The sequence below is a fragment of the Pseudomonas sp. ZS1P83 genome (assembly GCF_054897825.1).
The window spans coordinates 6,085,043-6,110,000 of sequence record NZ_CM142706.1 but is presented as its reverse complement, the minus strand read 5'-3'; the positions used below and the strand labels follow the sequence as shown (position 1 = coordinate 6,110,000).

Annotated in this window: 26 protein-coding genes (1 of these 26 only partly in view); 11 read left to right on the top strand and 15 right to left on the bottom strand. The window is 58.7% G+C overall.

Features of this window, described 5'->3' with window-relative positions:
• Positions 1–1,129, bottom strand: the 5' portion of a protein-coding gene (tyrS, locus tag ACYZT0_RS28635; RefSeq protein WP_462044009.1) for a tyrosine--tRNA ligase. It extends 71 nt beyond the left edge of the window; the window shows 1,129 of its 1,200 coding nt (coding positions 1–1,129); it begins with the start codon at positions 1,127–1,129; its stop codon lies off the left edge, out of view.
• Positions 1,130–1,342: 213 nt separating this feature from the next.
• On the opposite strand from tyrS, the gene ACYZT0_RS28630 reads away from it, so the two are divergent.
• On the top strand, positions 1,343–2,779 hold the full coding sequence (locus tag ACYZT0_RS28630) for a peptidoglycan DD-metalloendopeptidase family protein (protein WP_462044008.1): 1,437 nt from the start codon (positions 1,343–1,345) through the stop codon (positions 2,777–2,779).
• 3 nt (positions 2,780–2,782) lie between these two features.
• The gene (locus ACYZT0_RS28625) at positions 2,783–3,874 is read left to right on the top strand and encodes an anhydro-N-acetylmuramic acid kinase (protein ID WP_462044007.1); all 1,092 of its coding nucleotides are present in this window, start codon (positions 2,783–2,785) and stop codon (positions 3,872–3,874) included.
• An 80-nt stretch (positions 3,875–3,954) separates the two neighbouring features.
• Here ACYZT0_RS28625 and erpA read toward each other — a convergent pair whose 3' ends face one another.
• A complete protein-coding gene (gene erpA, locus ACYZT0_RS28620) occupies positions 3,955–4,305 on the bottom strand; it encodes an iron-sulfur cluster insertion protein ErpA (protein WP_007947969.1) in 351 nt (116 codons plus the stop codon).
• Between the two features lie 167 nt (positions 4,306–4,472).
• The gene (gene argC / locus ACYZT0_RS28615) at positions 4,473–5,507 is read right to left on the bottom strand and encodes an N-acetyl-gamma-glutamyl-phosphate reductase (protein WP_076029550.1); all 1,035 of its coding nucleotides are present in this window, start codon (positions 5,505–5,507) and stop codon (positions 4,473–4,475) included.
• Between the two features lie 135 nt (positions 5,508–5,642).
• On the opposite strand from argC, the gene hemJ reads away from it, so the two are divergent.
• The 6 genes from hemJ (at position 5,643) to coq7 (ending at position 10,214) form a co-directional block, all read left to right on the top strand.
• Entirely contained in the window at positions 5,643–6,071 is a 429-nt protein-coding gene (hemJ, locus tag ACYZT0_RS28610) for a protoporphyrinogen oxidase HemJ (protein ID WP_008147249.1), read from the top strand.
• Positions 6,072–6,104: 33 nt separating this feature from the next.
• Entirely contained in the window at positions 6,105–7,073 is a 969-nt protein-coding gene (locus tag ACYZT0_RS28605; protein ID WP_462044006.1) for an NAD(P)H-dependent flavin oxidoreductase, read from the top strand.
• An 86-nt stretch (positions 7,074–7,159) separates the two neighbouring features.
• Positions 7,160–8,125 carry a DUF805 domain-containing protein gene (locus ACYZT0_RS28600; protein ID WP_462044005.1) on the top strand — a complete coding sequence of 322 codons (966 nt, stop codon included), beginning with the start codon at positions 7,160–7,162 and terminating at the stop codon, positions 8,123–8,125.
• Positions 8,126–8,187: 62 nt separating this feature from the next.
• Positions 8,188–8,976, top strand: coding sequence for an SDR family NAD(P)-dependent oxidoreductase (locus ACYZT0_RS28595; RefSeq protein ID WP_046052341.1), 789 nt, complete (start codon positions 8,188–8,190; stop codon positions 8,974–8,976).
• Positions 8,977–9,056: 80 nt separating this feature from the next.
• Positions 9,057–9,395, top strand: a complete 339-nt coding sequence (locus ACYZT0_RS28590; protein ID WP_008147240.1) for a histidine triad nucleotide-binding protein — start codon at positions 9,057–9,059, stop codon at positions 9,393–9,395.
• A gap of 171 nt (positions 9,396–9,566) precedes the next feature.
• Complete coding sequence (gene coq7 / locus ACYZT0_RS28585) at positions 9,567–10,214, top strand: 2-polyprenyl-3-methyl-6-methoxy-1,4-benzoquinone monooxygenase (protein WP_008147238.1); 648 nt, start codon at positions 9,567–9,569, stop codon at positions 10,212–10,214.
• Between the two features lie 64 nt (positions 10,215–10,278).
• Here the strand turns inward: coq7 and speD are convergent, their stop codons facing one another.
• Both speD and ACYZT0_RS28575 read right to left on the bottom strand, forming a co-directional pair.
• Positions 10,279–11,073, bottom strand: a complete 795-nt coding sequence (gene speD / locus ACYZT0_RS28580; protein WP_462044004.1) for an adenosylmethionine decarboxylase — start codon at positions 11,071–11,073, stop codon at positions 10,279–10,281.
• A gap of 162 nt (positions 11,074–11,235) precedes the next feature.
• The gene (locus tag ACYZT0_RS28575) at positions 11,236–11,658 is read right to left on the bottom strand and encodes an OsmC family protein (RefSeq protein WP_007941657.1); all 423 of its coding nucleotides are present in this window, start codon (positions 11,656–11,658) and stop codon (positions 11,236–11,238) included.
• A 230-nt stretch (positions 11,659–11,888) separates the two neighbouring features.
• Here ACYZT0_RS28575 and crp point away from each other — a divergent pair, with 230 nt between their 5' ends.
• Positions 11,889–12,533: a cAMP-activated global transcriptional regulator CRP gene (gene crp / locus ACYZT0_RS28570; protein WP_462044003.1), complete on the top strand. Its 645-nt coding sequence runs from the start codon at positions 11,889–11,891 to the stop codon at positions 12,531–12,533.
• Here the strand turns inward: crp and ACYZT0_RS28565 are convergent.
• From ACYZT0_RS28565 to ACYZT0_RS28550, 4 genes are all read right to left on the bottom strand, one after another.
• Positions 12,530–13,231 (bottom strand): lipoate--protein ligase family protein, encoded by a 702-nt coding sequence (locus ACYZT0_RS28565; protein WP_462044002.1) that lies wholly within the window; start codon positions 13,229–13,231, stop codon positions 12,530–12,532. The genes crp and ACYZT0_RS28565 overlap by 4 nt on opposite strands.
• Before the next feature lie 67 nt (positions 13,232–13,298).
• Entirely contained in the window at positions 13,299–14,135 is an 837-nt protein-coding gene (gene trpC, locus ACYZT0_RS28560) for an indole-3-glycerol phosphate synthase TrpC (protein WP_462044001.1), read from the bottom strand.
• Positions 14,132–15,181, bottom strand: coding sequence for an anthranilate phosphoribosyltransferase (trpD, locus tag ACYZT0_RS28555; protein WP_462036570.1), 1,050 nt, complete (start codon positions 15,179–15,181; stop codon positions 14,132–14,134). The genes trpC and trpD overlap by 4 nt, the downstream gene beginning before the upstream one ends.
• A gap of 9 nt (positions 15,182–15,190) precedes the next feature.
• A complete protein-coding gene (locus ACYZT0_RS28550) occupies positions 15,191–15,784 on the bottom strand; it encodes an aminodeoxychorismate/anthranilate synthase component II (protein ID WP_462044000.1) in 594 nt (197 codons plus the stop codon).
• 46 nt (positions 15,785–15,830) lie between these two features.
• On the opposite strand from ACYZT0_RS28550, the gene ACYZT0_RS28545 reads away from it, so the two are divergent.
• A complete protein-coding gene (locus ACYZT0_RS28545) occupies positions 15,831–16,151 on the top strand; it encodes a hypothetical protein (protein ID WP_462043999.1) in 321 nt (106 codons plus the stop codon).
• 38 nt (positions 16,152–16,189) lie between these two features.
• Entirely contained in the window at positions 16,190–18,097 is a 1,908-nt protein-coding gene (gene estP, locus ACYZT0_RS28540) for an esterase EstP (RefSeq protein ID WP_462043998.1), read from the top strand.
• A 148-nt stretch (positions 18,098–18,245) separates the two neighbouring features.
• On the opposite strand, the gene trpE is transcribed toward estP, so the two are convergent.
• The 6 genes from trpE to ACYZT0_RS28510 all read right to left on the bottom strand — a co-directional run bounded on the left by trpE (position 18,246) and on the right by ACYZT0_RS28510 (position 24,797).
• On the bottom strand, positions 18,246–19,727 hold the full coding sequence (gene trpE / locus ACYZT0_RS28535; RefSeq protein ID WP_462043997.1) for an anthranilate synthase component I: 1,482 nt from the start codon (positions 19,725–19,727) through the stop codon (positions 18,246–18,248).
• Between the two features lie 71 nt (positions 19,728–19,798).
• Positions 19,799–20,617 (bottom strand): phosphoglycolate phosphatase, encoded by an 819-nt coding sequence (locus ACYZT0_RS28530; protein WP_462043996.1) that lies wholly within the window; start codon positions 20,615–20,617, stop codon positions 19,799–19,801.
• A complete protein-coding gene (gene rpe, locus ACYZT0_RS28525) occupies positions 20,614–21,288 on the bottom strand; it encodes a ribulose-phosphate 3-epimerase (RefSeq protein ID WP_462043995.1) in 675 nt (224 codons plus the stop codon). Before rpe ends, ACYZT0_RS28530 begins: the two co-directional genes overlap by 4 nt.
• A 79-nt stretch (positions 21,289–21,367) precedes the next feature.
• Positions 21,368–22,516: an iron-containing alcohol dehydrogenase gene (locus ACYZT0_RS28520; RefSeq protein WP_462043994.1), complete on the bottom strand. Its 1,149-nt coding sequence runs from the start codon at positions 22,514–22,516 to the stop codon at positions 21,368–21,370.
• A gap of 196 nt (positions 22,517–22,712) precedes the next feature.
• The gene (locus ACYZT0_RS28515; RefSeq protein ID WP_462043993.1) at positions 22,713–23,537 is read right to left on the bottom strand and encodes an ABC transporter permease; all 825 of its coding nucleotides are present in this window, start codon (positions 23,535–23,537) and stop codon (positions 22,713–22,715) included.
• Positions 23,538–23,549: 12 nt separating this feature from the next.
• Positions 23,550–24,797, bottom strand: coding sequence for an ABC transporter permease (locus ACYZT0_RS28510; protein WP_462043992.1), 1,248 nt, complete (start codon positions 24,795–24,797; stop codon positions 23,550–23,552).
• Positions 24,798–24,958 lie beyond the last annotated feature (161 nt).

Genomic DNA, 24,958 nt, shown 5'->3' with positions numbered 1-24,958 from the left:
CGTATATAAAGGTGCGATCAACAATCTCACCATCTATACGCACACCACCCGAACCCAGAAGATCACGCGCAACCGCAGAGTTCTTCACCAGCCCTGCTTTATTAAGGACGGCTGCGATCGGCATATCTTCGGCGGCAGTCAATTCGATCTCTGGAAGATCATCCGGCAGCTCGCCTTCCTTCATACGGTTACCCGCCGCACGGTGAGCATTGGTCGCAGCCTCCTCACCATGGAAACGCGCGACGATCTCTTCAGCCAACTTGATCTTGATGTCGCGCGGATTTGCACCCGTATCAACATCCGCACGGAACGCATTGATCTCATCCATGGAGCGGAAGCTGAGCAATTCGAAGTAGCGCCACATCAGCGCATCCGGAATGGAAACCAGTTTGCTGTACATCACACCCGGCGCTTCCTGAATACCCACGTAGTTGCCCAAGGACTTGGACATCTTCTTCACGCCATCCAGACCCTCGAGCAGCGGCATGGTCAGAATGCACTGAGCCTCTTGACCATATCCACGCTGCAGTTCACGCCCCATCAACAGGTTGAACTTCTGATCGGTACCACCCAGCTCGACATCCGCACGCAAAGCGACCGAGTCATACCCTTGAACCAGCGGATAGAGAAACTCGTGAATGGCGATTGGCTGATTGGTTGTGTAGCGCTTGTCGAAGTCGTCGCGCTCGAGCATGCGAGCCACAGTGTACTGGGAGGTCAGACGAATGAAGTCGGCCGGCGCCATCTGATCCATCCAGGTGGAGTTGAACGCAACTTCAGTTTTCGCCGGATCAAGAATCTTGAAGACCTGGGTCTTGTAGGTCTCGGCATTCTCGAGAACCTGCTCACGGGTAAGCGGAGGACGTGTTGCACTCTTGCCGCTCGGATCACCGATCATCCCGGTGAAGTCACCTATAAGGAAGATGACTTGGTGACCCAGCTCCTGGAACTGACGTAGCTTATTAATAAGCACGGTATGACCCAGGTGCAAATCCGGCGCGGTCGGATCGAAGCCTGCCTTAATACGTAGCGGCTGGCCACGCTTGAGCTTTTCGATCAGCTCGGACTCGACCAACAGTTCTTCCGCACCACGTTTGATCAGCGCTAGCTGCTCTTCAACCGACTTCATAACAGACCCGCAAGGCTCGAATTCAAAGGGAACCAACCATACAAGATCGCGCGTCAAATACAAGTTCTGCCCGGCGCACGGAAGCCAATCCACGAACAGAGCGTTCGCGGACTTGCTTCAGAGATGATTTGGTTATATTTTATACAGTTATTTCATCTTCATCATGTCATTCATCTTTTCCAATTCATCTTTTTTCAAAGTCAAAAATTACCTATGACCAAAGAATCGTCTAAAGCGCCGCCGCTTTACCCGAAGACCCACCTGCTCGCAGCAAGTGGCATCGCCGCCCTTCTGAGCCTGGCGCTTCTGGTATTCCCTTCCAGTGATGTTGAAGCCAAAAAGACGACCCTGAGTCTTGAACTGGAAAGCCCTGCTGAACAACTGACACAAGATCAAGACGCTGCCGAGGCCGTCCAGGCCACAAATGAGCCAGCAGCTTCCCCTTTCGCGCAGATCGAAAACAGCACAGAAGAACCCCAGGAAACCGCTCAGACCGCAACGGCGCCGGCATCCACGCCCGCCTCTGTGATCGAAGGAAAAAAATCTCCAAACCATAGGGAAGTGATCGTTTCTAAAGGCGATACGCTCTCCACACTGTTCGAGAAAGTCGGCCTTCCAGCAACTTCGGTGCATGAAGTGCTGGCCAGCGACAAACAGGCCAAGCAGTTCAGCCAACTCAAACATGGTCAGAAACTTGAATTCGAACTAAGCCCCGATGGCCAGCTGACCAACTTGCACAGCAAGGTCAACGACGTCGAAAGCATCACCCTGACCAAGAATGACAAGGGTTATGCATTCAACCGCATTACCGCCAAGCCTACCGTGCGCTCCGCCTACATTCATGGCGTGATCAACAGTTCGCTGTCGCAATCCGCTGCACGTGCAGGCCTGTCCCACAGCCTGACCATGGACATGGCCAGCGTGTTTGGCTATGACGTCGACTTCGCCCAGGATATTCGCCAGGGTGACGAGTTCGATGTCATCTACGAACAGAAAGTCGTCAACGGCAAGGCTGTCGGCAATGGCCCGATCCTTTCCGCGCGCTTCACCAACCGCGGCAAGACCTACACCGCCGTGCGTTACACCAATAAACAAGGCAACAGCAGCTACTACACCGCTGACGGCAACAGCATGCGCAAGGCGTTTATCCGTACCCCGGTGGACTTCGCCCGCATCAGTTCGAAATTCTCCATGGGCCGCAAGCACCCAATCCTGAACAAGATCCGCGCCCACAAAGGCGTCGACTATGCAGCGCCACGTGGCACCCCAATCAAGGCAGCCGGTGACGGTAAAGTGTTGCTGGCCGGACGCCGCGGTGGCTATGGCAACACCGTGATCATCCAGCACGGCAATACCTACCGCACGCTGTACGGCCACATGCAAGGCTTCGCCAAAGGCATCAAGACTGGCGGCAGCGTCAAGCAGGGCCAGGTGATCGGCTACATTGGTACTACCGGGCTCTCCACGGGGCCGCACTTGCACTACGAGTTCCAGGTCAATGGCGTGCACGTCGACCCACTAGGCCAGAAGGTGGCGATGGCCGATCCGATCTCCAAAGCAGAACGCACACGTTTCCTCGCGCAGAGTCAACCGATGATGGCGCGCATGGATCAAGAGAAATCCACGCAGCTGGCTTCGAGCAAGCGCTAAGCCATGGCTCTCTATATAGGTGTGATGTCCGGAACAAGCCTTGATGGACTGGACATTGCGCTGGTTGAGCTAGCCCCGGCGATCAAGCTGATCGCCACGCACTACATTCCCATGCCTGATTCCCTACGCACCGAGCTGCTTGGCTTGTGCAGTAGTGGCCCAGACGAGATCGCCCGCTCTGCTATCGCCCAGCAGAACTGGGTGAAGCTGGCAGCACAGGGCATTCACACCCTCCTTGATCAACAAAACCTGAAGCCCGAAGACATTCGTGCAATCGGCAGCCACGGCCAGACCATTCGCCACGAACCCGCGCGCGGCTTCACGGTGCAAATTGGAAACCCTGCCCTACTGACGGAGTTGACCGGCATCACTGTGGTCAGCGACTTCCGTAGCCGCGACGTGGCCGCCGGAGGGCAAGGTGCGCCACTGGTTCCAGCCTTTCACGAAGCGTTGTTTGAAAAACGCGCAGGCAATCGCGCGGTATTGAACGTTGGCGGTTTCAGCAACCTCAGCCTGATCGAGCCCGGCAAACCGGTAGCCGGTTTCGACTGTGGCCCGGGCAATGTTCTGCTGGATGCGTGGATTCACCAGCAACGCGGCGACAACTTTGATCGCGACGGCCAATGGGCTGCCAGCGGCAAGGTCGAACCGATTCTTTTGAAAGAGCTGCTCAGTGATCCGTTCTTCGTGACCAACGGCCCCAAGAGCACCGGTCGCGAATTATTCAACCTGCCATGGCTGACACAGCATCTGGCACAGCTGCCGACCTTCGCCACCGAAGACGTGCAGGCAACCCTGGTCGAACTCACCGCCCTGACCATCGTCGAGTCACTGCAAAACGCCCAATCAGACACCCAGGAACTGCTTGTCTGCGGCGGCGGCGCGCACAACACCACGTTGATGAACCGTTTGGCCATTTTGCTGCCGAACACCAAGGTCACCAGCACCGCGGCTTACGGTGTAGACCCGGACTGGGTCGAAGCCATGGCCTTCGCCTGGCTGGCCCATTGCTGCCTTGAAGGCATCGCCGCCAATCGCCCGAGCGTTACGGGCGCCCGTGGCCTACGCTTACTTGGCGCCATCTACCCTGCCTGACTAGCCATACCGAATTCCGGACAGCAAAACGCCGCAGAGCCCTGAGGCCATGCGGCGCTTGGTGATGCGGTGAATTGTGATCAGATCGAGAACGAAGAGCCGCAACCACACGTGGTACTGGCGTTCGGATTCTTGATGACGAAGCGCGAACCTTCCAGACCTTCCTGATAATCCACCTCGGCACCTGCCAGGTATTGGAAGCTCATCGGATCGACCACCAGACTCACACCTTCGCGTTCGACAATGGTGTCGTCATCGGCCACTTCTTCATCGAAGGTGAAACCGTACTGAAAACCTGAACAACCACCGCCCGTAACGAATACGCGCAGCTTCAAGCGATCATTCCCCTCTTCATCGACCAGGCTCTTCACCTTGTGCGCGGCACCGTGGGTGAATTGCAAAGCCGTGGGGGTGAAGGATTCGACGCTCATGCTAACTATCTCCCGGCGTTACGCCGCCATAATGCGTGATGACGCGCATTATCCGCTTCTCCTAGAAAATCGGTCAACTATTGTTACGGTATATCAATCAACACATTTGCCCGCCCGAAATGCCAAAAGGCCCGTCAGACGGGCCTTTTTGCTGAGTGGAATGAACCTTACGGCAGCATACCTGCGTGGGACAGACCCAAGCGTTCATCCAGACCGAACAGAATGTTCAGGTTCTGCACCGCCTGACCCGACGCGCCTTTGACCAGGTTGTCGATCACCGACAATACCACCACCAGATCACCATCCTGTGGACGATGCACGGCAATACGGCACACGTTGGCGCCACGCACGCTGCGGGTTTCCGGATGACTGCCGGCCGGCATGACATCGACGAACGGTTCGTTGGCATAGCGCTTTTCGAACAGCGCCTGCAGATCCACCGAGCGATCCACGACGGTCGCGTAGAGCGTCGAGTGGATGCCTCGAATCATGGGCGTCAGGTGCGGAACGAAGGTCAGACCAACGTCCTTGCCCGCTGCGCGACGCAGACCCTGGCGAATTTCCGGCAAGTGACGGTGACCTTTGACGGCGTAGGCCTTCATGCTTTCCGACGTCTCGGCGTACAGCGAACCTACGGAAGCCCCACGACCGGCGCCGCTGACGCCGGATTTGCAGTCAGCGATCAAGCGGGTGGTATCGGCCAGACCTGCTTCAAGCAGTGGCAGGAAACCCAATTGCGTAGCGGTCGGGTAGCAACCTGGCACAGCGATCAGGCGGGCCTGTTTGATCTGCTCGCGATTGACTTCCGGCAAGCCATAGACCGCCTCTTCCAGCAGTTCCGGTGCGCCGTGAGGCTGACCGTACCACTTAGCCCACTCATCGGCGTCTTGCAGACGGAAGTCAGCCGACAGGTCGATAACCTTGGTGCCAGCAGCCAACAGTTCACCGGCCAGGGCATGGGCAACACCGTGAGGCGTAGCGAAGAACACCACGTCACAAGCGCCCAGCGTCTTGATGTCCGGAACGCTGAACGCCAGGCCATCGTAATGACCGCGCAGGTTCGGATACATGTCAGCCACGGCCAGACCGGCCTCGGATCGGGAAGTGATGACTGCCACTTCAGCTTGCGGGTGCTGCGCCAACAGACGCAGCAGTTCGACACCGGTGTAACCCGTGCCGCCGACGATACCGACCTTGACCATAAACCTGCCCTCAACAAACCCACTGGAAAGCCGTCGATAATAGGGGCCGCGCGGCTCTGCGACAACCGTCAAGGTGACGTGCGGGCGCTCTACCCTCTACTATCTTCGCTACCGTGAACCTGGGAATAACTAAAAATGCTTTATCTGTGGCTCAAAGCGCTTCACATCGTCAGCATGGTCTGCTGGTTTGCCGGCCTGTTCTACCTGCCGCGCCTGTTCGTTTATCACGCCCAAAGCGAAGACACCGTCAGCAAAGAACGCTTCAGCATCATGGAGCGCAAACTCTACCGCGGCATCATGGGCCCGGCGATGATCGCCACCCTGATTTTCGGCATTGCACTGATCGCCTTGAACCCCAGCATATTTAGTCAAGGTGCCTGGATTCACGCGAAGTTGACGCTGGTAGTGATCCTGATCGGCTACCACCACATGTGCGGCGCCCAGGTGAAACGTTTTGCCCGTGGTGAGAACACCCGCAGCCATGTCTTTTATCGCTGGTTCAATGAAGTGCCGGTTCTGATATTGCTGGCTATTGTAATTCTGGTTGTCGTTCGGCCGTTCTAACTCCAATAAGCACAACTCACCGGGGTACTTCCAATGTCGCTGCCCGCTCTGCTCGAACAACGTTTGCGCCTGCCTGTGGTGGCAGCGCCGATGTTCCTGATCTCCAACCCCCAGCTGGTGCTCGCCTGCTGCCGTACTGGTGTGGTGGGCAGCTTCCCCGCGCTGAACCAGCGTGAGAGCAGTGGCTTCAAGGCCTGGCTGGAAGAGATCGAAGCAGGGTTGGCAACACTGGAGAATCCGGCGCCTTATGCGGTGAACCTGATCGTCCACAACAGCAACCCGCGGCTGCAAGCGGATCTGGAGATCTGTATCGAGCACAAAGTGCCGATCGTGATCACCAGCCTCGGCGCCGTGAAAGAACTGGTCGATGCCGTGCACAGCTATGGCGGTCTGGTATTTCATGACGTGACGACTCGTCGCCATGCCGAGAAAGCCGCCGAGGCCGGGGTCGACGGCTTGATCGCCGTGGCAGCAGGCGCCGGTGGACACGCCGGGACCTGGAGCCCGTTCTCGCTGATTGCGGAGATACGCCAATTCTTCGACAAGACGCTGCTGCTGGCGGGCTGCCTGAACCACGGCCACGAGATTCTCGCTGCACAATTGCTCGGTGCGGATCTGGCCTACTTCGGTACGCGATTTATCGGCACCACCGAAAGTCATGCGCCTGACGCCTATAAAGAGATGCTGCTGACTTCCAGAGCGGCGGACATCGTCCATACTCCAGCGGTGTCGGGGGTACCGGCGAGCTTTATGCGTCAAAGCCTTGAGGCTGCGGGTTTCGACATGGCAGCGCTGCAAGGCAAGGGTGAGGTGAACTTCGGCTCCAAACTCAAGCCTATCAGCGATGAAGCCAAAGCCTGGAAAACCGTTTGGTCCGCAGGCCAGGGTGTCGGCGAAATCGATGACCTGCCGAGTGTCGATCAATTGGTCGCTCGCCTTGATGCCGAGTACCGCAAAGCCCTCGAGCTGGCGGCAGCGCTGCCCAAACGCTGGCCACGCTGACAGGAAAACTTGGCCAGTCCATTCCGGCTGGCCTTACACTCCACGCGCAATTCTCCCTAAAACACTCGCGACAAGGATGCCTCGCAATGAGCGAAAACCGTTTCAAGATCGTATTCGACGGCGCTCTGCTGCCAGGTGTTGACGTCACCACCGCCAAGCTCAATGTCGCCGATCTGTTCAAAAGCGATGTGGCTGCCATCGAGCGGCTGTTCAGTGGCAAGCCGGTTGCACTCAAACGCGACCTGTCACAGACCGATGCTCAGACTTATCTCCAGGCGCTGACCAAAACCGGTATCGATGCCCGGATCGAATCCGAACCTTCGATCGAGCTGAACCTGTCTGACGTTCATGAACACGGCCCTGCCCTCACAGCAGATCCTGAATCCCCTTACGCACCACCCCGGGCGACCGTCGGCGAAGCCTTGCCCGAATTTGCCCCACTCAAGGCGTTCAGTTTCGAGGGCCGCATCGGCCGCTTGCGTTACCTGGCATGGACGATGGCCCTGACACTCGTCACCCTTGCCGTTGGCGCTGTGCTTGCTGTTTTCGGCCTGGCCCTCATCAGCACGGACTCGACCGCCGGACTGATTCTTGGTGGCTTGCTGGCCTTTGTTCTATTCGTGGCGCTCGCGTTCGTCAGCATTCAGTTCAGTGTCCAGCGTCTGCATGATATCGGCTGGTCTGGCTGGCTTTGGCTACTGACTCTCGTGCCGTTCGTGGGCAGCATCTTTCCGTTCGTGATGATGATTGCGCCGGGCAATAACACCGCCAATCGATATGGTGCGCCACCACCGCCCAACAGCTCCGCGGTCAAGGTCCTGTCTTCACTGTGGCTGGTGTTTATCGCGATCCTGTTCATCGGCGGACTGGCCGGTGGCCTCTCTACCATTCAAAGTGAATACGAAAGCGCCACACAGAGCAGTTATGAAAGTGACTCCGCGACCACCGAAGAGATCGAAGATCAGGCCGCTGTGGAAGCAGAGCCGGCACCAAATTCAGCCGACGATGCAGCCGAAGAAGCCCAGCCCCCTGTAGACTCTGCGAAAGAATGAACAGCGCTCCCCGCCCGTGACACCTGCGTCGCCGGCGCGGAGCTGTTGCGATGGAGAAATGCATGACCCGTTACGCTCTGATCACTGGCGCTTCCAGCGGCATCGGCCTGGCGATGGCCGAAGCGCTGGCCCGGCGCGGCCGCAGCCTGATTCTGGTGGCCCGGCAGCGTGATCAGCTGGAAAGTATTGCGATTGAACTGACTCAACGTTTTGGCGTGGAAGTGTTGTTCCGAGCCTGTGACCTCGGCGAGCCGCTGCGGCTGTCCGGTTTTCTGCTGGAGCTGGAGGAAGGTGACCGACAGATCGATTTGCTGGTCAACTGCGCCGGCATTGGCACTTGCGGCCCTTTCCTGGCTCAGGACTGGATGACCGAGCAGGACCTGATCGAAGTGAACATCCTCGCGCTCACTCGCCTGTGTCACGCGATCGGCAACAGTATGGCGCTGCAGGGCGGCGGGCAGATTTTGAATGTCGCCTCGGTTGCGGCGTTCCATCCCGGCCCATGGATGAGTACTTACTACGCCAGCAAGGCGTATGTGCTGCACTTTTCCGAAGGGTTGCGCGTCGAACTGAAAAAATGTGCGGTCAAGGTCTCGGTGCTCTGCCCCGGTCCTACCCGCACGGCGTTTTTCCGCACCGCGCAATTGGACGCAGGCAAACTGGTCGACAGCAAAATGCTGATGAGCCCGGAGGAAGTCGCGCTCTATACCGTGAGGGCTCTGGAGAAAAATCGCGCCATCATTATTCCGGGTCGACGCAACCGCTGGCGCGCCTTCCTGCCGCGGCTCGGCTCACGCTGGCTGACCCGGACAATCGCAGGCATGGTCAATAAGGCTTACTGCCCGCGCTGATCGCCCCTCAAGGTAAAAGGCTGGGCTCGGGCATAACCCATGGTTAAACTCAGGCCAGCCCAAACAACGGAGAAACAGCTGTGGATACTCTGTTCACCAAGATCATCAACCGGGAAATCCCGGCCAAGATCATCTACGAGGACGACCAGGTACTGGCCTTCCACGACATAGCCCCACAGGCACCGGTGCATTTTCTGGTGATCCCGAAAAAAGCGGTGCGCACGCTTAACGACCTGACCGAGGACGACAAGGCACTGGCCGGGCACATTCTGTTCACCGCCCAGCGTCTGGCCCTGGAACTGGGCTGCGAAGAGGGCTTTCGCGTGGTCATGAACTGCAATCCACTGGGTGGGCAGACTGTCTATCACATTCATATGCACGTGCTGGGTCAGCGCCAGATGCATTGGCCGCCGGGCTGATTCATTCCCCGCCCTTGTAGGAGCACAGCTTGCTGGCAATGGCGTCATTGAAATCGCCATCGCCAGCAAGCTGTGCTCCTACAGGAGAAGCCTGCATCACAATGACCCAACGCAAACCTTCGCCGGCCGATTGGGTTAAACTGGCCGCCGAGATTCTTCCCGGAGGTCAGCATGACTACCCAACGTCACTACTCGCCGATTGACCGTCTTCTGCTGCAAGCCGATGCCGCGATGCGTACCTTGCTGCCCTTCAGTGGCCAGCCGTACCGTCCTTCGCCCGCTATCGTGCAGCCGGATGCGCAAATGAGCGACGAAGACACCCGACACGTCGCCGGCCTGATGCGCATCAACCATACCGGTGAAGTCTGTGCCCAGGCGCTGTATCAGGGTCAGGCCCTGACCGCCAAGCTGCCGCAAGTGCGCGCAGCCATGGAACATGCCGCCGAAGAAGAAATCGACCACCTGGTCTGGTGCGAACAACGCATAAAACAGTTAGGCAGCCACACCAGCATTCTCAATCCGCTGTTCTATGGCATGTCGTTCGGGATCGGCGCGGTAGCAGGGTTGATCAGCGATAAAGTCAGCTTGGGTTTCGTTGCTGCCACCGAGCATCAGGTCTGCAAACACCTGAACGAACACCTTGAACAACTGCCGGCCGAGGACGAAAAGTCCCGGGCGATCCTCGAGCAGATGCGCATTGATGAAGAACACCACGCCGAAAGCGCGCTGGAGGCTGGGGGTTTCCGCTTCCCGGCACCGGTGAAGTTCGGCATGAGCCTGATGGCCAAGGTCATGACCAAGAGTACTTACCGGATCTGATCCCCAAATCCCGGGCACAAAAAAAAGGGCGCTTTTCAGCGCCCTTTCTTTTTGCGCCCAGGAATCAGTTCGACATGTTGCGCGCGTAAAAGATTTCCAGCATTTCGTGCTTCACGCGGTCAGTCACCTGAGTACGCTGCTCAGAGGACAGGCTGCTGGTGGCGTCGCCGAACAGGTAGTTATCCAGTTCGAAGTTCTTCAGCAGCATTTTGGTGTGGAACAGGTTTTCCTGGTACACGTTCACGTCGGTCATTTGGTACGCGTCACGGGTGTCTTCGGAAAGGTAGTTCTGAATCGAGTTGATCTCGTGATCGATGAAGTGCTTTTTGCCTTCCACGTCACGGGTGAAGCCGCGCACGCGATAATCCACGGTCACGATGTCCGAATCGAACTGGTGAATCAGGAAGTTGAGCGCCTTAAGCGGTGAAATGACGCCACAGGTCGACACGTCAATGTCCACACGGAAGGTCGCGATACCGTCCACCGGATGGATTTCCGGATAGGTGTGCACCGTGATGTGGCTCTTGTCGAGGTGGGCCAGGATAATTTCAGGCAGCGGGCCCGGGGACTCTTCGATCTGGCTGTCGGTCGGGGTCACCGGCTCTTCAGAGATCAGAATCGTGACACTGGCGCCCTGCGGTTCATAGTCCTGACTGGCAATGTTCAGGATGTTGGCGCCAATGATATCGACAACTTCTGTGAGGATCTGCGTCAGGCGCTTGGCGTTGTACTCTTTATTGATGTACTCGACGTAAGCCTGTTGGTCTTGCGGGGTTTCCGCGTAGCAGATGTCATAAATGTTGAAGCTCAAGGTCTTTGTCAGGTTATTGAACCCGTGGAGCTTGAGTTTGCTTTTCACCGTTAAAACTCTCTATGTATTGCGGCCCGGCCGCGTGATCAAGCATGCCTGCGCCACTTTTTTCAGGGTAGCGGCCCGTCAACCGACAGGCCGTACACCCGAACAGACGCCCGCTTTAGATCACCAGAGTCTGCACTGCTTTTATGATAGTTGAATGTCGATTCAACCGAGTTCGATGATCTCGTAGTCATGGGTAATGGCCACGCCAGCCGCGCCGAGCATGATCGACGCCGAGCAATACTTCTCGGCAGACAGCTCGATGGCGCGTTTGACCTGGGCTTCTTTCAGCCCGCGGCCCTTGACCACGAAGTGCATGTGGATCTTGGTGAACACCTTCGGATCTTCGGTGGCGCGCTCGGCTTCGAGGAAGGCTTCGCAGCTTTCAACGGCCTGACGGGACTTCTTGAGGATGCTGACCACATCAAAATTGCTGCAACCGCCGACACCCAGCAGGAGCATTTCCATCGGCCGGACACCCAGGTTGCGACCGCCGGCATCGGGCGGACCGTCCATGACCACGACATGACCGCTGCCGGATTCACCGAGGAACATGGCTTCGCCAGCCCATTGGATGCGTGCCTTCATCGCCAAGACTCCACTGTATAAAAAAGGGTCGCCAGCTTAGCACAGGGCCCTTGATTGACAGCGCTCGCCTTCGTAGGACATAACCTACTGCGTCGTAGGTAAATGCTCGAATATTGCAGGAAGTGTCTGTTAAGCTGGCGCCAATTCGCTGGCGCATAGCCAGCTTTGTAGCAGCCTCAGCTATTCATAAAAAAACCAAACATACCGCGCAGTCTTTTCGGGATACAACCATGGTTGCTATTACCCCCACACCCAAAATCAAGAACCTCGACAAGCTGCTGATGCACTGCCAGCGCCGTCGCTATGCGGCCAAGAGCAACATCATTTGTGCCGGCGACCGCTCGGACACGCTGTTCTTCATCATCAAAGGGTCAGTCACCATCCTGATCGAGGATGACGACGGCCGCGAAATGATCATCGCCTACCTGAATTCCGGGGACTTTTTCGGCGAGTTGGGCTTGTTCGAACAGGCCGGCCTGGAACAGGAACGCAGCGCCTGCGTGCGCGCCAAGATCGAATGCGAAGTCGCGGAGATCAGCTACGCGAAATTCCGCGAGCTGTCCCAGCAGGATCCGGACATTCTTTACGTGCTCAGCGGACAAATCGCACAGCGTCTGCGTAACACCACGCGCAAAGTCGGTGATCTGGCGTTCTTCGACGTCACCGGTCGCGTTGCGCGCTGCCTGCTGGAACTCTGCAAACAGCCGGATGCCATGACCCACCCGGACGGCATGCAGATCAAGGTGACCCGCCAGGAGATCGGGCGGATTGTCGGTTGTTCGCGTGAGATGGTCGGTCGCGTACTCAAGGATCTGGAAGAACGCAACCTGGTGGACGTAAAAGGCAAGACCATGGTGGTCTTCGGTACGCGCTAAGCCCTGAACATGTCTGCCAGCAACTGGCGGTACAACGTGTCGAGTCGCTCCAACGCATCAGGTGCTGCATATTTTTCATGCAAGGCGATGTGGCTCTCGGCGCGAACTCGCTGCTCCAGGCCACAGGCTTCATTGAACCGGTTGACCGCCGTAACCATCGATTCGCGCTCGTTATCGAGCAACAAAGCACCGTGCACCAACCCTACCGGACGCGTACCGCCCTTGCTCTGACGCCAGCGCTGAGCAGTGCCGACTATCTTGCGACCGTCGAGGTTGACGTTGAAACGGCCATCGCAAAACGCGCCATCCACTTCGCCCAGGGACGAAACGCCGCCCAACTCATCAAGCATCTGACAAATCGGGTCGCAGAGTCGTCGGTAAGCGGTTTCGATCCGGTTCTGGTCACCCTCGCTACGCAGTGGCGCGTAGACCAGCGCGATATTGATGGTTGAGGCCGATTGCGGCACCGGTTCACCACCGGTTTCACGCAATAACACCGGCCAACCCGCCGCAGCCGATACCTCGCACGCGGCCTCGAACCCAGGCAGACGATTCAACCGTCGCGGCATGACCAGCGCCCGATCACTGGGTTGCCAAAACAGCAGGCCAAACTCCGAATCGCCGGTGCATACATGGGCCAACAGATCCTGTTCGGCGAGCAGGCCGGCTTTGACGGTCATGGCGATGGGCTGGGTCATGGCAGTAGGCATCCTTTGTTTGGGGTATAAAAAAGCCGGCATCGCCGGCTTCTTCATTAAGTCAGGTTCAGTCGAGTGTAGAACCGCTCACCGTGATACCACGCTCAGGAAAGAACAGACGCTGCAGTTCGGTGCCCGGGCTTTCGGCGCGCATGAACGCTTCGCCAACCAGGAACGCGTACACATCACTGATTTCCATCAGCTCGACATCGGCCCGGTTGAAAATGCCACTTTCGGTGATCACCAAGCGATCACGCGGTATACGAGGCAACAGGTCGAGGGTGGTTTCCAGACTGACGTCGAAGGTGTGCAAATTGCGGTTGTTCACGCCCACCAGCGGCGTGTCAAGGGTTTTCAAGGCCCGCTCCAGCTCGTCGCCGTCGTGGACTTCTACCAACACATCGAGGCCGACGCTTTTGGCCACGGCCGCCAGCTCAGCCATTTTCACGTCGTCCAGTGCGGAGACGATGAGCAGCACGCAGTCGGCGCCTAACGCTCGGGCTTCAATGATCTGGTATGGATCGATCATGAAGTCCTTGCGGATCACCGGCAGTTTGCATGCCGCCCGAGCCTGTTGCAGATACGCATCGGCGCCCTGGAAGTAATCGATATCGGTGAGCACCGACAGACACGTTGCGCCGCCCTTCTCGTAACTCTTGGCGATGTCGGCGGGAACGAAGTTCTCGCGGATCACACCTTTGCTCGGTGAGGCTTTCTTGATTTCGGCGATCACCGCCGGGTGCTTGAGCTTGGCCTGAGCGATCAGTGCCTTGGCAAAACCACGGGGTGCATCGGCCACCTTGGCCAGACTTTCCAGCTCCGCCAGGCTTACGCGAGCGCTACGCTCGGCGACTTCCTGGACTTTGCGGGCCAGAATGTTTTCCAGAACCGTCGGTACACTCATCCCTCATTCTCCACTTTGAATACCGCGGTAAATGCACCCAACTCCTCCAGTTTTTCCCGAGCGAGGCCTGTGTGCAGCGCATCGTGCGCCAGGGCAACGCCTTCTTTCAAACTGCTGGCATGGTCGGCGGCGTACAGCGCGGCACCGGCATTGAGCATAATCATTTCCGCGGCTTTCTGACCGTTCTCGGTCTTGCGCTTGCCCAGGGCATCGCGAATCAGCTCCAGGGAGGCCGCCGGGCTATCCACCGCCAGACCGTGCAGGCTCTGGCTCTTCATGCCCAAGTCTTCTGGTTCGACCCAGTACTCGGTGATCTGGTCATCCTTCAATTCCGCCACAAAGGTTGGCGCCGCCAGACTGAATTCGTCCAGGCCATCCTTCGAATGCACCACCAGCACGTGTTTGCTGCCCAGACGTTGCAAGACTTCAGCCAACGGCCGGCACAACGCCTGATTGAAGACGCCCACCACCTGATGTTTCACGCCGGCCGGATTCGTAAGCGGGCCGAGCATGTTGAACAAGGTGCGCAAGCCCAGCTCCCGGCGCGGGCCGGCGGCGTGCTTCATGGCACTGTGGTGGGTCTGGGCGAACATGAAACCGATGCCGACGTTATCGATGCAGCGTGCTACCTGAACCGACGTCAGGTTCAGGTAGATACCGGCCGCCTCCAGCAGGTCGGCGCTGCCGCTTTTGCCCGAGACCGCACGGTTGCCGTGTTTGGCGACGGTGCAACCGGCCGCCGCGACCACGAACGAGGACGCGGTCGAGACGTTGAAAATATTGGCACCGTCACCACCGGTACCGACCACATCGACGACGCCATCGAGGGTCTTGAGTTCGACCTTGTCCGCCAGCTCGCGCATGACCGACACGGCGCCGACGATCTCGTCGATGCTTTCGCTCTTCATGCGCATGGCCATCATAAATGCGCCGATCTGCGCATCCGTGCACTGACCGGTCATGATTTCGCGCATGACATCGCGCATCTCATCGGTGCTGAGGTCGAGCTGTTCGACGATACGGCTCAGGGCTGTCTTGATATTCATGAAAAGTCCTTAGCGCATGCCGCCGGTTTGTTTGAGGAAATTGGCGAACAGCTCGTGGCCCTGTTCGGTGAGGATCGACTCAGGGTGAAACTGGACGCCCTCGATGTTCAGTGTCTTGTGGCGCAGGCCCATGATCTCGTCCACAGAGCCGTCTTCAAGCTGGGTCCAGGCGGTCAGCTCAAGGCACTCGGGCAGGGTTTCGCGTTTGACGATCAGTGAATGATAGCGGGTGACCGTCAGCGGATGGTTCAGGCCTTCGAAAACGCCCTTGTCCTCGTGGAACACCGGGCTGGTCTTGCCATGCATGACCTGTCGGGCGCGAACCACATCGCCGCCAAACGCCTGGCCGATGGATTGATGGCCCAGGCAGACGCCGAGAATCGGCAGTTTGCCGGCAAAATGTTTGATCGCTTCAATCGAGATGCCGGCTTCAGTCGGGGTGCAAGGACCGGGCGAGACGACGATCCGCTCAGGGTTGAGGGCTTCGATTTCGGCGATGGTGAGCTCATCGTTGCGCACGACCTTGACCTGGGAGCCGAGCTCACCAAGGTACTGCACAACGTTGTAGGTAAAAGAGTCGTAGTTATCGATCATCAGCAACATGGCGTTATGAACCTCTTGAATTCACTGACTTTAATACAGCCTTCGAATGAGTTACCCGCAGCGTCCTGCGCTTTGCCAGTCGCTGGAATCGCGCAGCAAAGCGGTATGTCTTACGGGTAAAGAAGGCAAAGCGGTAAAGATCCGGCCGGGCCGGCAGAAGGATTCAGGCGCGCCAACGCCAGCGGGCGTGTGCCTTGATGACTTGATCCAGAAGTTTGCTGACGATCAACACGGGGAAGGTCTCATTTATACGTCTCGGCACAGTAACTTAGCTGGGCAGAGCGTGCAATATGGCGCGATCGAAGCGCATGAAACAATCGACGGGTTCGCGCCAAACGGCAACAGGCTCTATAGTTTTTGGCACTGACGTTTCGCTCACTAAAACAATAACAAACGGACTTGCTCATGATTAGACAGACGTTGGCTGTACCGCTTGCCGGCTGCTTGCTCGCTATGGCCTGCACCCAGGCGATCGCGGCGCCCAACCCTTACTCGAACTTCATCGTCTTCGGTGACAGCCTCAACGATGCAGGGCAGTTTACCGACACGGGCGGCCCCGCCGGTGCCACCCTGCGCTTCACTAACCGGACCGGGCCGATCTATCGGGATGGCAGTGGCGAAGTTTATTCCGCCAACTCGACACAACTGCTGGGGGCAAGGCTTGGGTTTTCTCCAGACCAGACGGCCGCTTCGACCTCGGCCGCGCGTGCCACCCAGGGCCTGCCGGACGGCAATAACTGGGCGGTTGGTGGTTACCGCACCGACCAGATTCTCGACTCGATCACCACCGCATCCGCCACAGGTGAACGCAGCCGTTTGGGTTATCTGCCGACAAACGACTTCCGCGCCGATCCGAACGCGCTGTATTACCTCTCCGGGGGCGGCAACGATTTTCTTCAAAGACGTGTTCAAAGTGGCGCTCAGGCGAATGCCGCTGCCGATCGACTGGCCAACAGTGTTCAGATTCTACAAACCGCCGGCGCCCGCTACATTATGGTCTGGCTGCTGCCCGACCTGGGTCTGACGCCTGCCATCAATGGCACGCCGCTACAAACAGCCACCTCACAATTGAGCAGTGCGTTCAACCGGCAGTTGGTCACCCGTCTCGCTGGGATCGATGCCGAAATCATCCCGCTGAATATTCCGCTGCTGTTGCAGGAAACCTTCGCCGATCCGGCTCGATTCGGTTTTGCTACTGGCCAGAACCTGACGGCGACCTGCTTCAGCGGTAACAGCTGCACCGAAAACCCTACGTATGGCATCAACAGTGCGACCCCGGACCCCAGCAAGCTGATTTACAACGATGGGGTTCATCCGACCGAAGCCGGGCAAAAACTGATTTCCGACTACGCCTATTCCTTACTGGCTGCGCCTTGGGAGCTGACGTTGTTGCCGGAAATGGCCCACGCTACCTTGCGTGCGCACCAGGATGAACTGCGCAGCCAATGGCAATCGGACTGGGATAACTGGCAAGCGATCGGCCAATGGCGCGCCATTGTCGCTGGCGGTGGTCAGCATCTCGATGTCGACAGCCAAAGCAGCGGCGCCAGCGCTGATGGCAGCGGTTATAACTTGAATATCGGTGGCAGCTATCGTCTCAATGAAGCCTGGCGTGTGGGCGTAGCGGCCGGGTTCTATCGTCAGAATCTGGAAGCAGGCAGTAACGATTCAGACTACAAACTCAACAGCTACCTGGCCACCGCTTTTGCCCAGTTCCAACAGAACCGCTGGTGGGCTGATGCCGCGTTGACCGGCGGCAAGCTGGATTACGACAACCTCAAACGCAAATTCGACCTGGGCGCCAGCGAAGGGGCGGAAAAAGGCGATACCGATGGCTATCTCTGGGCCTTCAGCACACGCGTTGGCTACGACATTGCGCAACCGGGTAGCGAGTGGCACCTGTCGCCGTTCGTCAGCGCCGATTACGCGAAAGTGGAAGTCGACGGCTATTCGGAAAACAGCAACCGCTCCACGGCACTGACCTTTGATGACCAGAAACGCGATTCAAAACGCCTCGGCGCCGGGCTGCAGGGCAAATACCAAATCACAGCACAGACTCAAGTGTTCGGCGAATATGCCTACGAGCGTGAGTATGAAGATGACGTGCAGAAGGTGAAAATCGCCCTCAACAGCCTGCCATCCCTCGACTTCAAGCTTGATGGCTATACACCGCAAAGCCACTTGAATCGCGTGAGCCTGGGGGTCAGCCACACGTTGACGGCCGACCTGGCGGTGCGTGCCGGTTACACGTTCCGCAAGGATGATGACTTCACCCAGCAAGGGCTCACCGTCGGGGTAGCGTTGGACTTCTGAACAGTAGGCAATAAAAAACGCGGCGCCCTCACAGGTGCCGCGTTTTTATTGAGTAGCCGTGATCCGTAGGAGCATAGCTTGCTGGCGATGGCGATCTCATGGGCGCTATCGCGAGCAAGCTGTGCTCCTACAGGAAACGACCCTGCGCCTAGTTGTCCGGGGTTTGTTCCGCCAGGGCTACGGCGCGGAACATCGCGCGGCGCTTGTTCAGGGTTTCTTCCCATTCCAGCGCCGGCACCGAGTCGGCAACGATACCGCCACCGGCCTGCACGTGCAGTTCGCCGTTCTTGATCACCGCGGTGCGGATCGCAATCGCAGTGTCCATGTTGCCGTTCCAGGCGAAGTAGCCGACGGCGCCGCCGTAGACGCCACGCTTGACCGGTTCCAGTTCGTCGATGATTTCCATCGCGCGGATTTTCGGTGCGCCGGACAAGGTGCCCGCCGGCAGAATCGCGCGCAATGCGTCCATCGCCGTCAGCCCGGCCTTCAGTTGACCGGTGACGTTGGAAACGATGTGCATCACGTTGGAATAACGCTCGATGACCATCTTCTCGGTGAGTTTCACCGAACCGATTTCCGAGACCCGACCGGTGTCGTTACGGCCAAGGTCGATCAGCATCAAGTGCTCGGCAATTTCCTTGTCGTCGGACAGCAGGTCTTTTTCCAGCGCCAGGTCAGCCTCTTCGTTGGCGCCGCGAGGACGGGTGCCGGCAATCGGGCGCACGGTGATCAGGTTGTCTTCAACCCGCACCAGCACTTCAGGCGAACTGCCGACAACGTGGAAGTCGCCGAAGTTGAAGAAGTACATATAAGGCGTCGGGTTGAAGCAACGCAGCGCCCGGTACAGATCAATCGGCGCGGCCTTGAAGTCAATCGACATGCGCTGGGACGGCACGACCTGCATGCAGTCACCGGCCAGGATGTATTCCTTGATGGTGTCGACGGCTTTTTCGTAATCGTCCTGGGTGAAGCTCGAACGAAAGACCGGATCAGCAGACTGTTGCTTGCTGAAATCCAGGCCACGGCGCGGGGTGATCGGTTGACGGAGTTTTTCCAGCAGCTCTTCCAGCCGAGCCTGGCCTTGCTCGAAAGCCTCTGCCTGCGACGGATCGGCCAGAACAATCGCGTGCATCTTGCCGGCGAGGTTGTCGAACACCACCACCGCGTCGGAAACCATCAGCAGAATGTCCGGCACGCCCAATGGATCCGGGTTCGGGCACCTGCCTAGACGCTTTTCTACATACCGCACGCAGTCGTAACCGAAGTAACCCACCAGACCGCCATTGAAGCGCGGCAGGCCGGGGATGGTCGGCACGTTGTAGCGGGCTTTGAATTCTTCGACGAAGGCCAGCGGATCTTCAGCTTCGTGGCTTTCGATCTCGACGCCGTCGTGGGTCACGCTCACATGGTGATCATGAACTCGCAGCACGGTGCGGCACGGCAGGCCGATGATCGAGTATCGCCCCCACTTCTCCCCGCCCTGCACCGATTCCAGCAGGTAGGAGTTGGGCTCGTCGGCCAGTTTCAGGTAGATCGACAGCGGTGTATCGAAGTCGGCCAGGGTTTCGCAGGCAAGCGGGATGCGGTTATAGCCGGCAGCGGCCAAACGCAGGAATTCTTCGCGGATCATGGGGTAGCCTCGTGGCTTGAGGGTCTAACAGTCAGGTATGCAAACGCGCCGGTATGCCGGCCAGGAGCAAGTCAGGCGCGCCAACGCCAGCGGGCCAGGGCCTTGATGACTTTCATCCAGAGTTTGCGAGTGACCACCACGATGGCGCTTCCAGAAGGGGGTTGGACAACGTTGGGCAACGTTATCTCAGCGGCCGGATCCAGGCAACCGCGAATTAGCTTGCGCAGATCGTCGATCACCAGCGCCGGTGACTCTTCGGCAATCGGCCGGCCGTGGTTATAGCCATAACTGAGTGCCACGCATTTGACCCCCGCCGCTTTCGCCGCCTGCACATCGCTGCGCGAATCGCCGACGAACAAGGATTGCGACGCCGGGATGTTGGTCATTTTCATCACGAAAAACAGTGCTGCCGGGTCCGGCTTTTTCTGTGGCAGGGTGTCTCCGCCGATGATCAAGCGAAAATAACGACCGATTTTCATCTGATCCAGCAGCGGCGCGACGAAACGCTCCGGCTTGTTGGTGATCAGCGCCATCTCTACACCCTGCTTGTGCAGCCATTTCAGGGTGTCACGCACGCCGGGGTAAACCACCGTCAGCTTGTGACTGTCCTCATAAAAGCCGTTGAACAATGCCAGGGCATGCTCGGCTTCGACCTCATCGACACCCTCGGCGTCGATGTGGTTGGCCAGGGCCCGGCGCACCAGCACGTGCACGCCGTTGCCCACCCACTCACGCACCGATTCGATGCCAGCAGGTTGACGTCCGAGTTTGAGCAGCATGTTATCCACAGCCGCTGCGAGGTCGGGGACCGAATCGATCAGCGTGCCATCCAGATCGAACATCACCAGCCGCGGCAGAGACCCGGGGAACAGTTGCTCAAAGCCACTCATGGGCGGGCCAGCGCCAGCTCGGAACGCATCTTTTCAATCACCTCTTGGTAGTTCGGTGCATTGAAGATCGCCGAGCCGGCGACGAAGGTGTCGGCGCCAGCAGCAGCGATTTCACGAATGTTGTTGAGGTTCACGCCGCCGTCGATTTCCAGGCGGATGTCACGGCCGGAAGCATCGATCAGCGCCCGCGCTTCACGCAGTTTGTCGAGGGTGCCGGGGATGAACTTCTGCCCGCCGAAGCCCGGGTTGACACTCATCAACAAGATCATGTCGACCTTGTCCATCACGTACTTGAGCACGTCCAGCGGGGTCGCCGGATTGAACACCAGGCCCGACTTGCAGCCACCTTCGCGGATCAGTTGCAGGGAACGGTCGACGTGCTGCGTGGCTTCCGGGTGGAAGGTGATGTACGTCGCGCCGGCCTCGACGAAGTCACCCACGATGCGGTCCACCGGGCTGACCATCAGGTGCGCGTCGATCGGCGCAGTCACGCCGTACTTGCGCAGTGCGGCGCAGACCATCGGGCCGATGGTCAGGTTCGGCACGTAATGGTTGTCCATGACATCGAAGTGCACGAAGTCGGCACCGGCGGCCAGGACGTTGTCCACTTCTTCACCCAGGCGGGCGAAGTCGGCGGAGAGAATCGACGGAGCAATGACGAAGGGCTGCATGACGCACCTTTTTTGAGCAGAATCACGATGGCGCGCATTGTATACCGCATGCTTTGAAGCGCGCACCGTGACGCGATAATCAGTAAGCCGCCCTATAGATCTTCTCGATATCGACGGCGCTCAATTTGCGTGGATTGTTGCGCATCAGACGCTCAATCCCCGCAGCTTCGACCGCCATGGCCGGGATCGCGTCCTCGGGAATACCGAAGCTGCGCAGGCCCGGCGGGATTTCCACCGCGGCGCACAGTTCGGTCATCGCCTTGACGGCTTTGTCGGCCGCGTCGTTGGCGCTCAGATGAGCGGTCTTCACCCCCATGGCCTCGGCAATATCCTGCATGCGCTCCACGCAGGCCATTTTGTTCCAGTTCATGACATACGGCAGCAGCAAGGCATTGCTGACGCCGTGGGCAATGTTGAACCGCCCGCCCAGCGGATACGCCAATGCATGCACCGCCCCGACCCCGGCATTACCAAACGCCATACCGGCCATCAGGCTAGCGGTGGCCATGTCTTCGCGGGCTTGAAGATTGGACGGATTGGCGTAGGCCTTGGGCAGCGCCTTGGCGATGAGCTTGATGGCACCGATGGCCAGCGCGTCGGTAATCGGTGAGGCGTTCAGCGACAGATAGGATTCGATGGCGTGCACCAGTGCATCGACGCCACTGGCGGCAGTGACACTGCGCGGGCAGGTCAGGGTCATTTGTGGGCTGACCAGCGCCACGTCCGGTAATAGATAGTCGCTGACGATGCCTTTCTTCAGCTGCGCAACCTTGTCGGAGAGGATCGCCACGTTGGTGACTTCCGAGCCGGTGCCCGCGGTGGTCGGAATGGCGATCAGCGGCGGGCCTTTGCGCGGCACCTGATCGATACCGAACAGATCCTCCAGCGCCCCGTGATAACCGGCGTAGGCCGCGACACTTTTAGCGATGTCGATGGCACTGCCACCGCCCAGGCCGATCAATCCGTCGTGCCCGCCCTCGCGGTAGACCCGCATGCAGTCTTCGACGATGGCGATTTCCGGGTCTGGCAGCACACGGTCGAAAATTTCGTAGGGGCGGTCGCCCAGCTGCGCCAGCGCCAGCTCGACCGTGCCGGACTTGACCAGTGCGGCATCGGTGACGATCAGCGGGTTGTCGATGTCCAGGCGTGTCAGTTCAGCCGCCAGTTGCTCGATGGCACCGGCGCCGGTGATCAGTTTGTGAGCGATTTTGAAGGAGGAAAGACTCATGTGCGCAGCCTCTTATAGATAGGGGAGCTGGGCACAAGAGTAGCTGGGGATTTGGGATTGTCTGCTATTCAGGTCGTGAATGACTGAGCCTGCACTCGATCGTTCCCACGCTCTGCGTGGGAATGCCTCAACGGACGCTCTGCGTTCGGCTTTTAAATGGGACGCGGAGCGTGGGAACGATCAAATCAAAAGCTACTCAGACTTGGGCGGTGCGCAGTTTCTCGCTGCGCCCGCGCAGCCATTCCAGGGTCAGCAACAGGATCACCGAGAACGCGATCAGCAGCGTCGCAGCCGCTGCAATGGTTGGGCTGAGGTTTTCGCGGATGCCGCTGAACATCTGCCGTGGCAAGGTCGCTTGTTCGGGGCCGGCGAGGAACAGCGTCACCACCACTTCATCGAACGAGGTCGCAAAGGCGAACAGCGCACCGGAAATCACGCCGGGTGCAATCAGCGGCAACGTCACCCGACGGAACGCCGTCAGTGGCGAAGCACCAAGGCTCGCCGCAGCGCGCACCAGATTTTGATTGAACCCCTGCAACGTCGCCGACACCGTGATGATCACAAACGGCACACCCAACACCGCATGCACGATGATCAGCGAGAAGAAACTGTTGCCCAGACCCAGTGGCGCGAAGAACAGATAGCTCGCCACACCGATGATCACCACCGGCACCACCATCGGCGAAATCACCAGTGCCATCACCAGCGCCTTGCCGGGGAAGTCGCCCCGCGTCAGGCCGATTGCCGCCAGCGTACCGAAGATCATCGCCAAAACAGTCGCCGCCGGAGCAACGATGATGCTGTTCTTCAGCGAGCGCATCCACTCGGCCGACGCGAAGAAATCCTGGTACCAGTGCAGCGAAAAGCCTTGCAGCGGGTACACCAGAAAACTCCCGGAGTTGAACGACAGCGGGATGATCACCAACACCGGCAGAATAAGGAACAACAAAATCAAGCCGCAGAGAATCCGCAAGCTGTAGAACCACACCCGTTCAATGGGCGACATATAAGGACTCAGCATTTCGTTCTCCCCTTAGCTCAGGCGCAGGCGACTGGCGCCCACCAGCCAGCTGTAAATCAGATAAAGCACCACGGTGGCCAACAGCAGCAGCCCACCGAGTGCGGTCGCCATGCCCCAGTTAATGCTGGTGTTGGTGTAGAAGGCGACGAAGTAACTGACCATCTGATCGTTCGGGCTGCCCAGCAAGGCCGGGGTGATGTAGTAGCCGATGGCGAGGATAAACACCAACAGGCAACCGGCGCCGACACCGGCATAGGTCTGCGGGAAGTACACCCGCCAGAAACTGGCGAACGGGTGGCAGCCGAGGGAAATCGCGGCCCGCATGTACGTCGGCGAGATGCCTTTCATCACGCTGTAGATCGGCAGAATCATGAACGGCAGCAGGATGTGCACCATGGAGATGTAAACCCCGGTGCGGTTGAACACCAGTTCCAGCGGTTTATCGATGATGCCCATGGCCATCAAGCCGCTGTTGATCAGTCCGCCCGATTGCAGCAGCACGATCCACGCGGCGACCCGCACCAGGATCGACGTCCAGAACGGCAGCAGCACCAGAATCATCAGCAGGTTGCTTTGCCGCGATGGCAGGTTCGCCAGCAGGTAGGCCAACGGATAAGCCAGCAACAAGCAGATCCCGGTAATGATCAGCCCCATCCAGAAGGTCCGGGCGAAGATGTCGAGGTAGATCGCCTGATCGGGCGTGGCCGGGGCGATTTCGCCGAGGTCGTCGATACGGTGATCGACCGACGCCAGTAAGTAATAAGGCGTGATGCTGCTGGTGTTGCGGCGCACGGCTTGCCAGTAGGCCGGGTCGCCCCAGCGCTCGTCGAGACCTTCCAGCGCTTCTTTATAGGAGGCCGGTTCGGTGGCGAACGGTAAGGCACGTGCAGTTTTGGTCAGCAGGCTGCGGTAGCCGGCCAATTCCATGTTCAAGCGCTTGGACAGGTCGCCCAAGGTCTGATTCTTGCGGGCCTCCGCGAGGTCTTCGCTGGCTGCCTTGTAAACCGGTTCAGCGGGCAGGCCTCGGCCATCCCAACTGGCGATGGCCGCCACGGTGCGTGGCATGCCGCCGACGACTTCCGGGTTACCGACGCTTTTGTAGAGCAGCGCCACGATTGGCACCAGAAACACCAGCAACAGAAACAACACCAATGGCGCGATCAAAGCCTGGGCTTTCCAGCGGTTGATCCGCTCGGCGTGCTTGAGCCGCTGCTTCAAGGTGGGGTCGGTGCCCGCGTTCAGGGGAATGGCGGTGGCCATGGCGTACTCCGGAAATCTTTGATCGTTACAGAGGCGGCAAACGCCGCCTCGAACTTTTGGTACTGATCGTTCCCACGCTCTGCGTGGGAACGCATCCAGTGACGCTCTGCGTCACAGGGACGCGGAGCGTCCCGGGCGGCATTCCCACGCAGAGCGTGGGA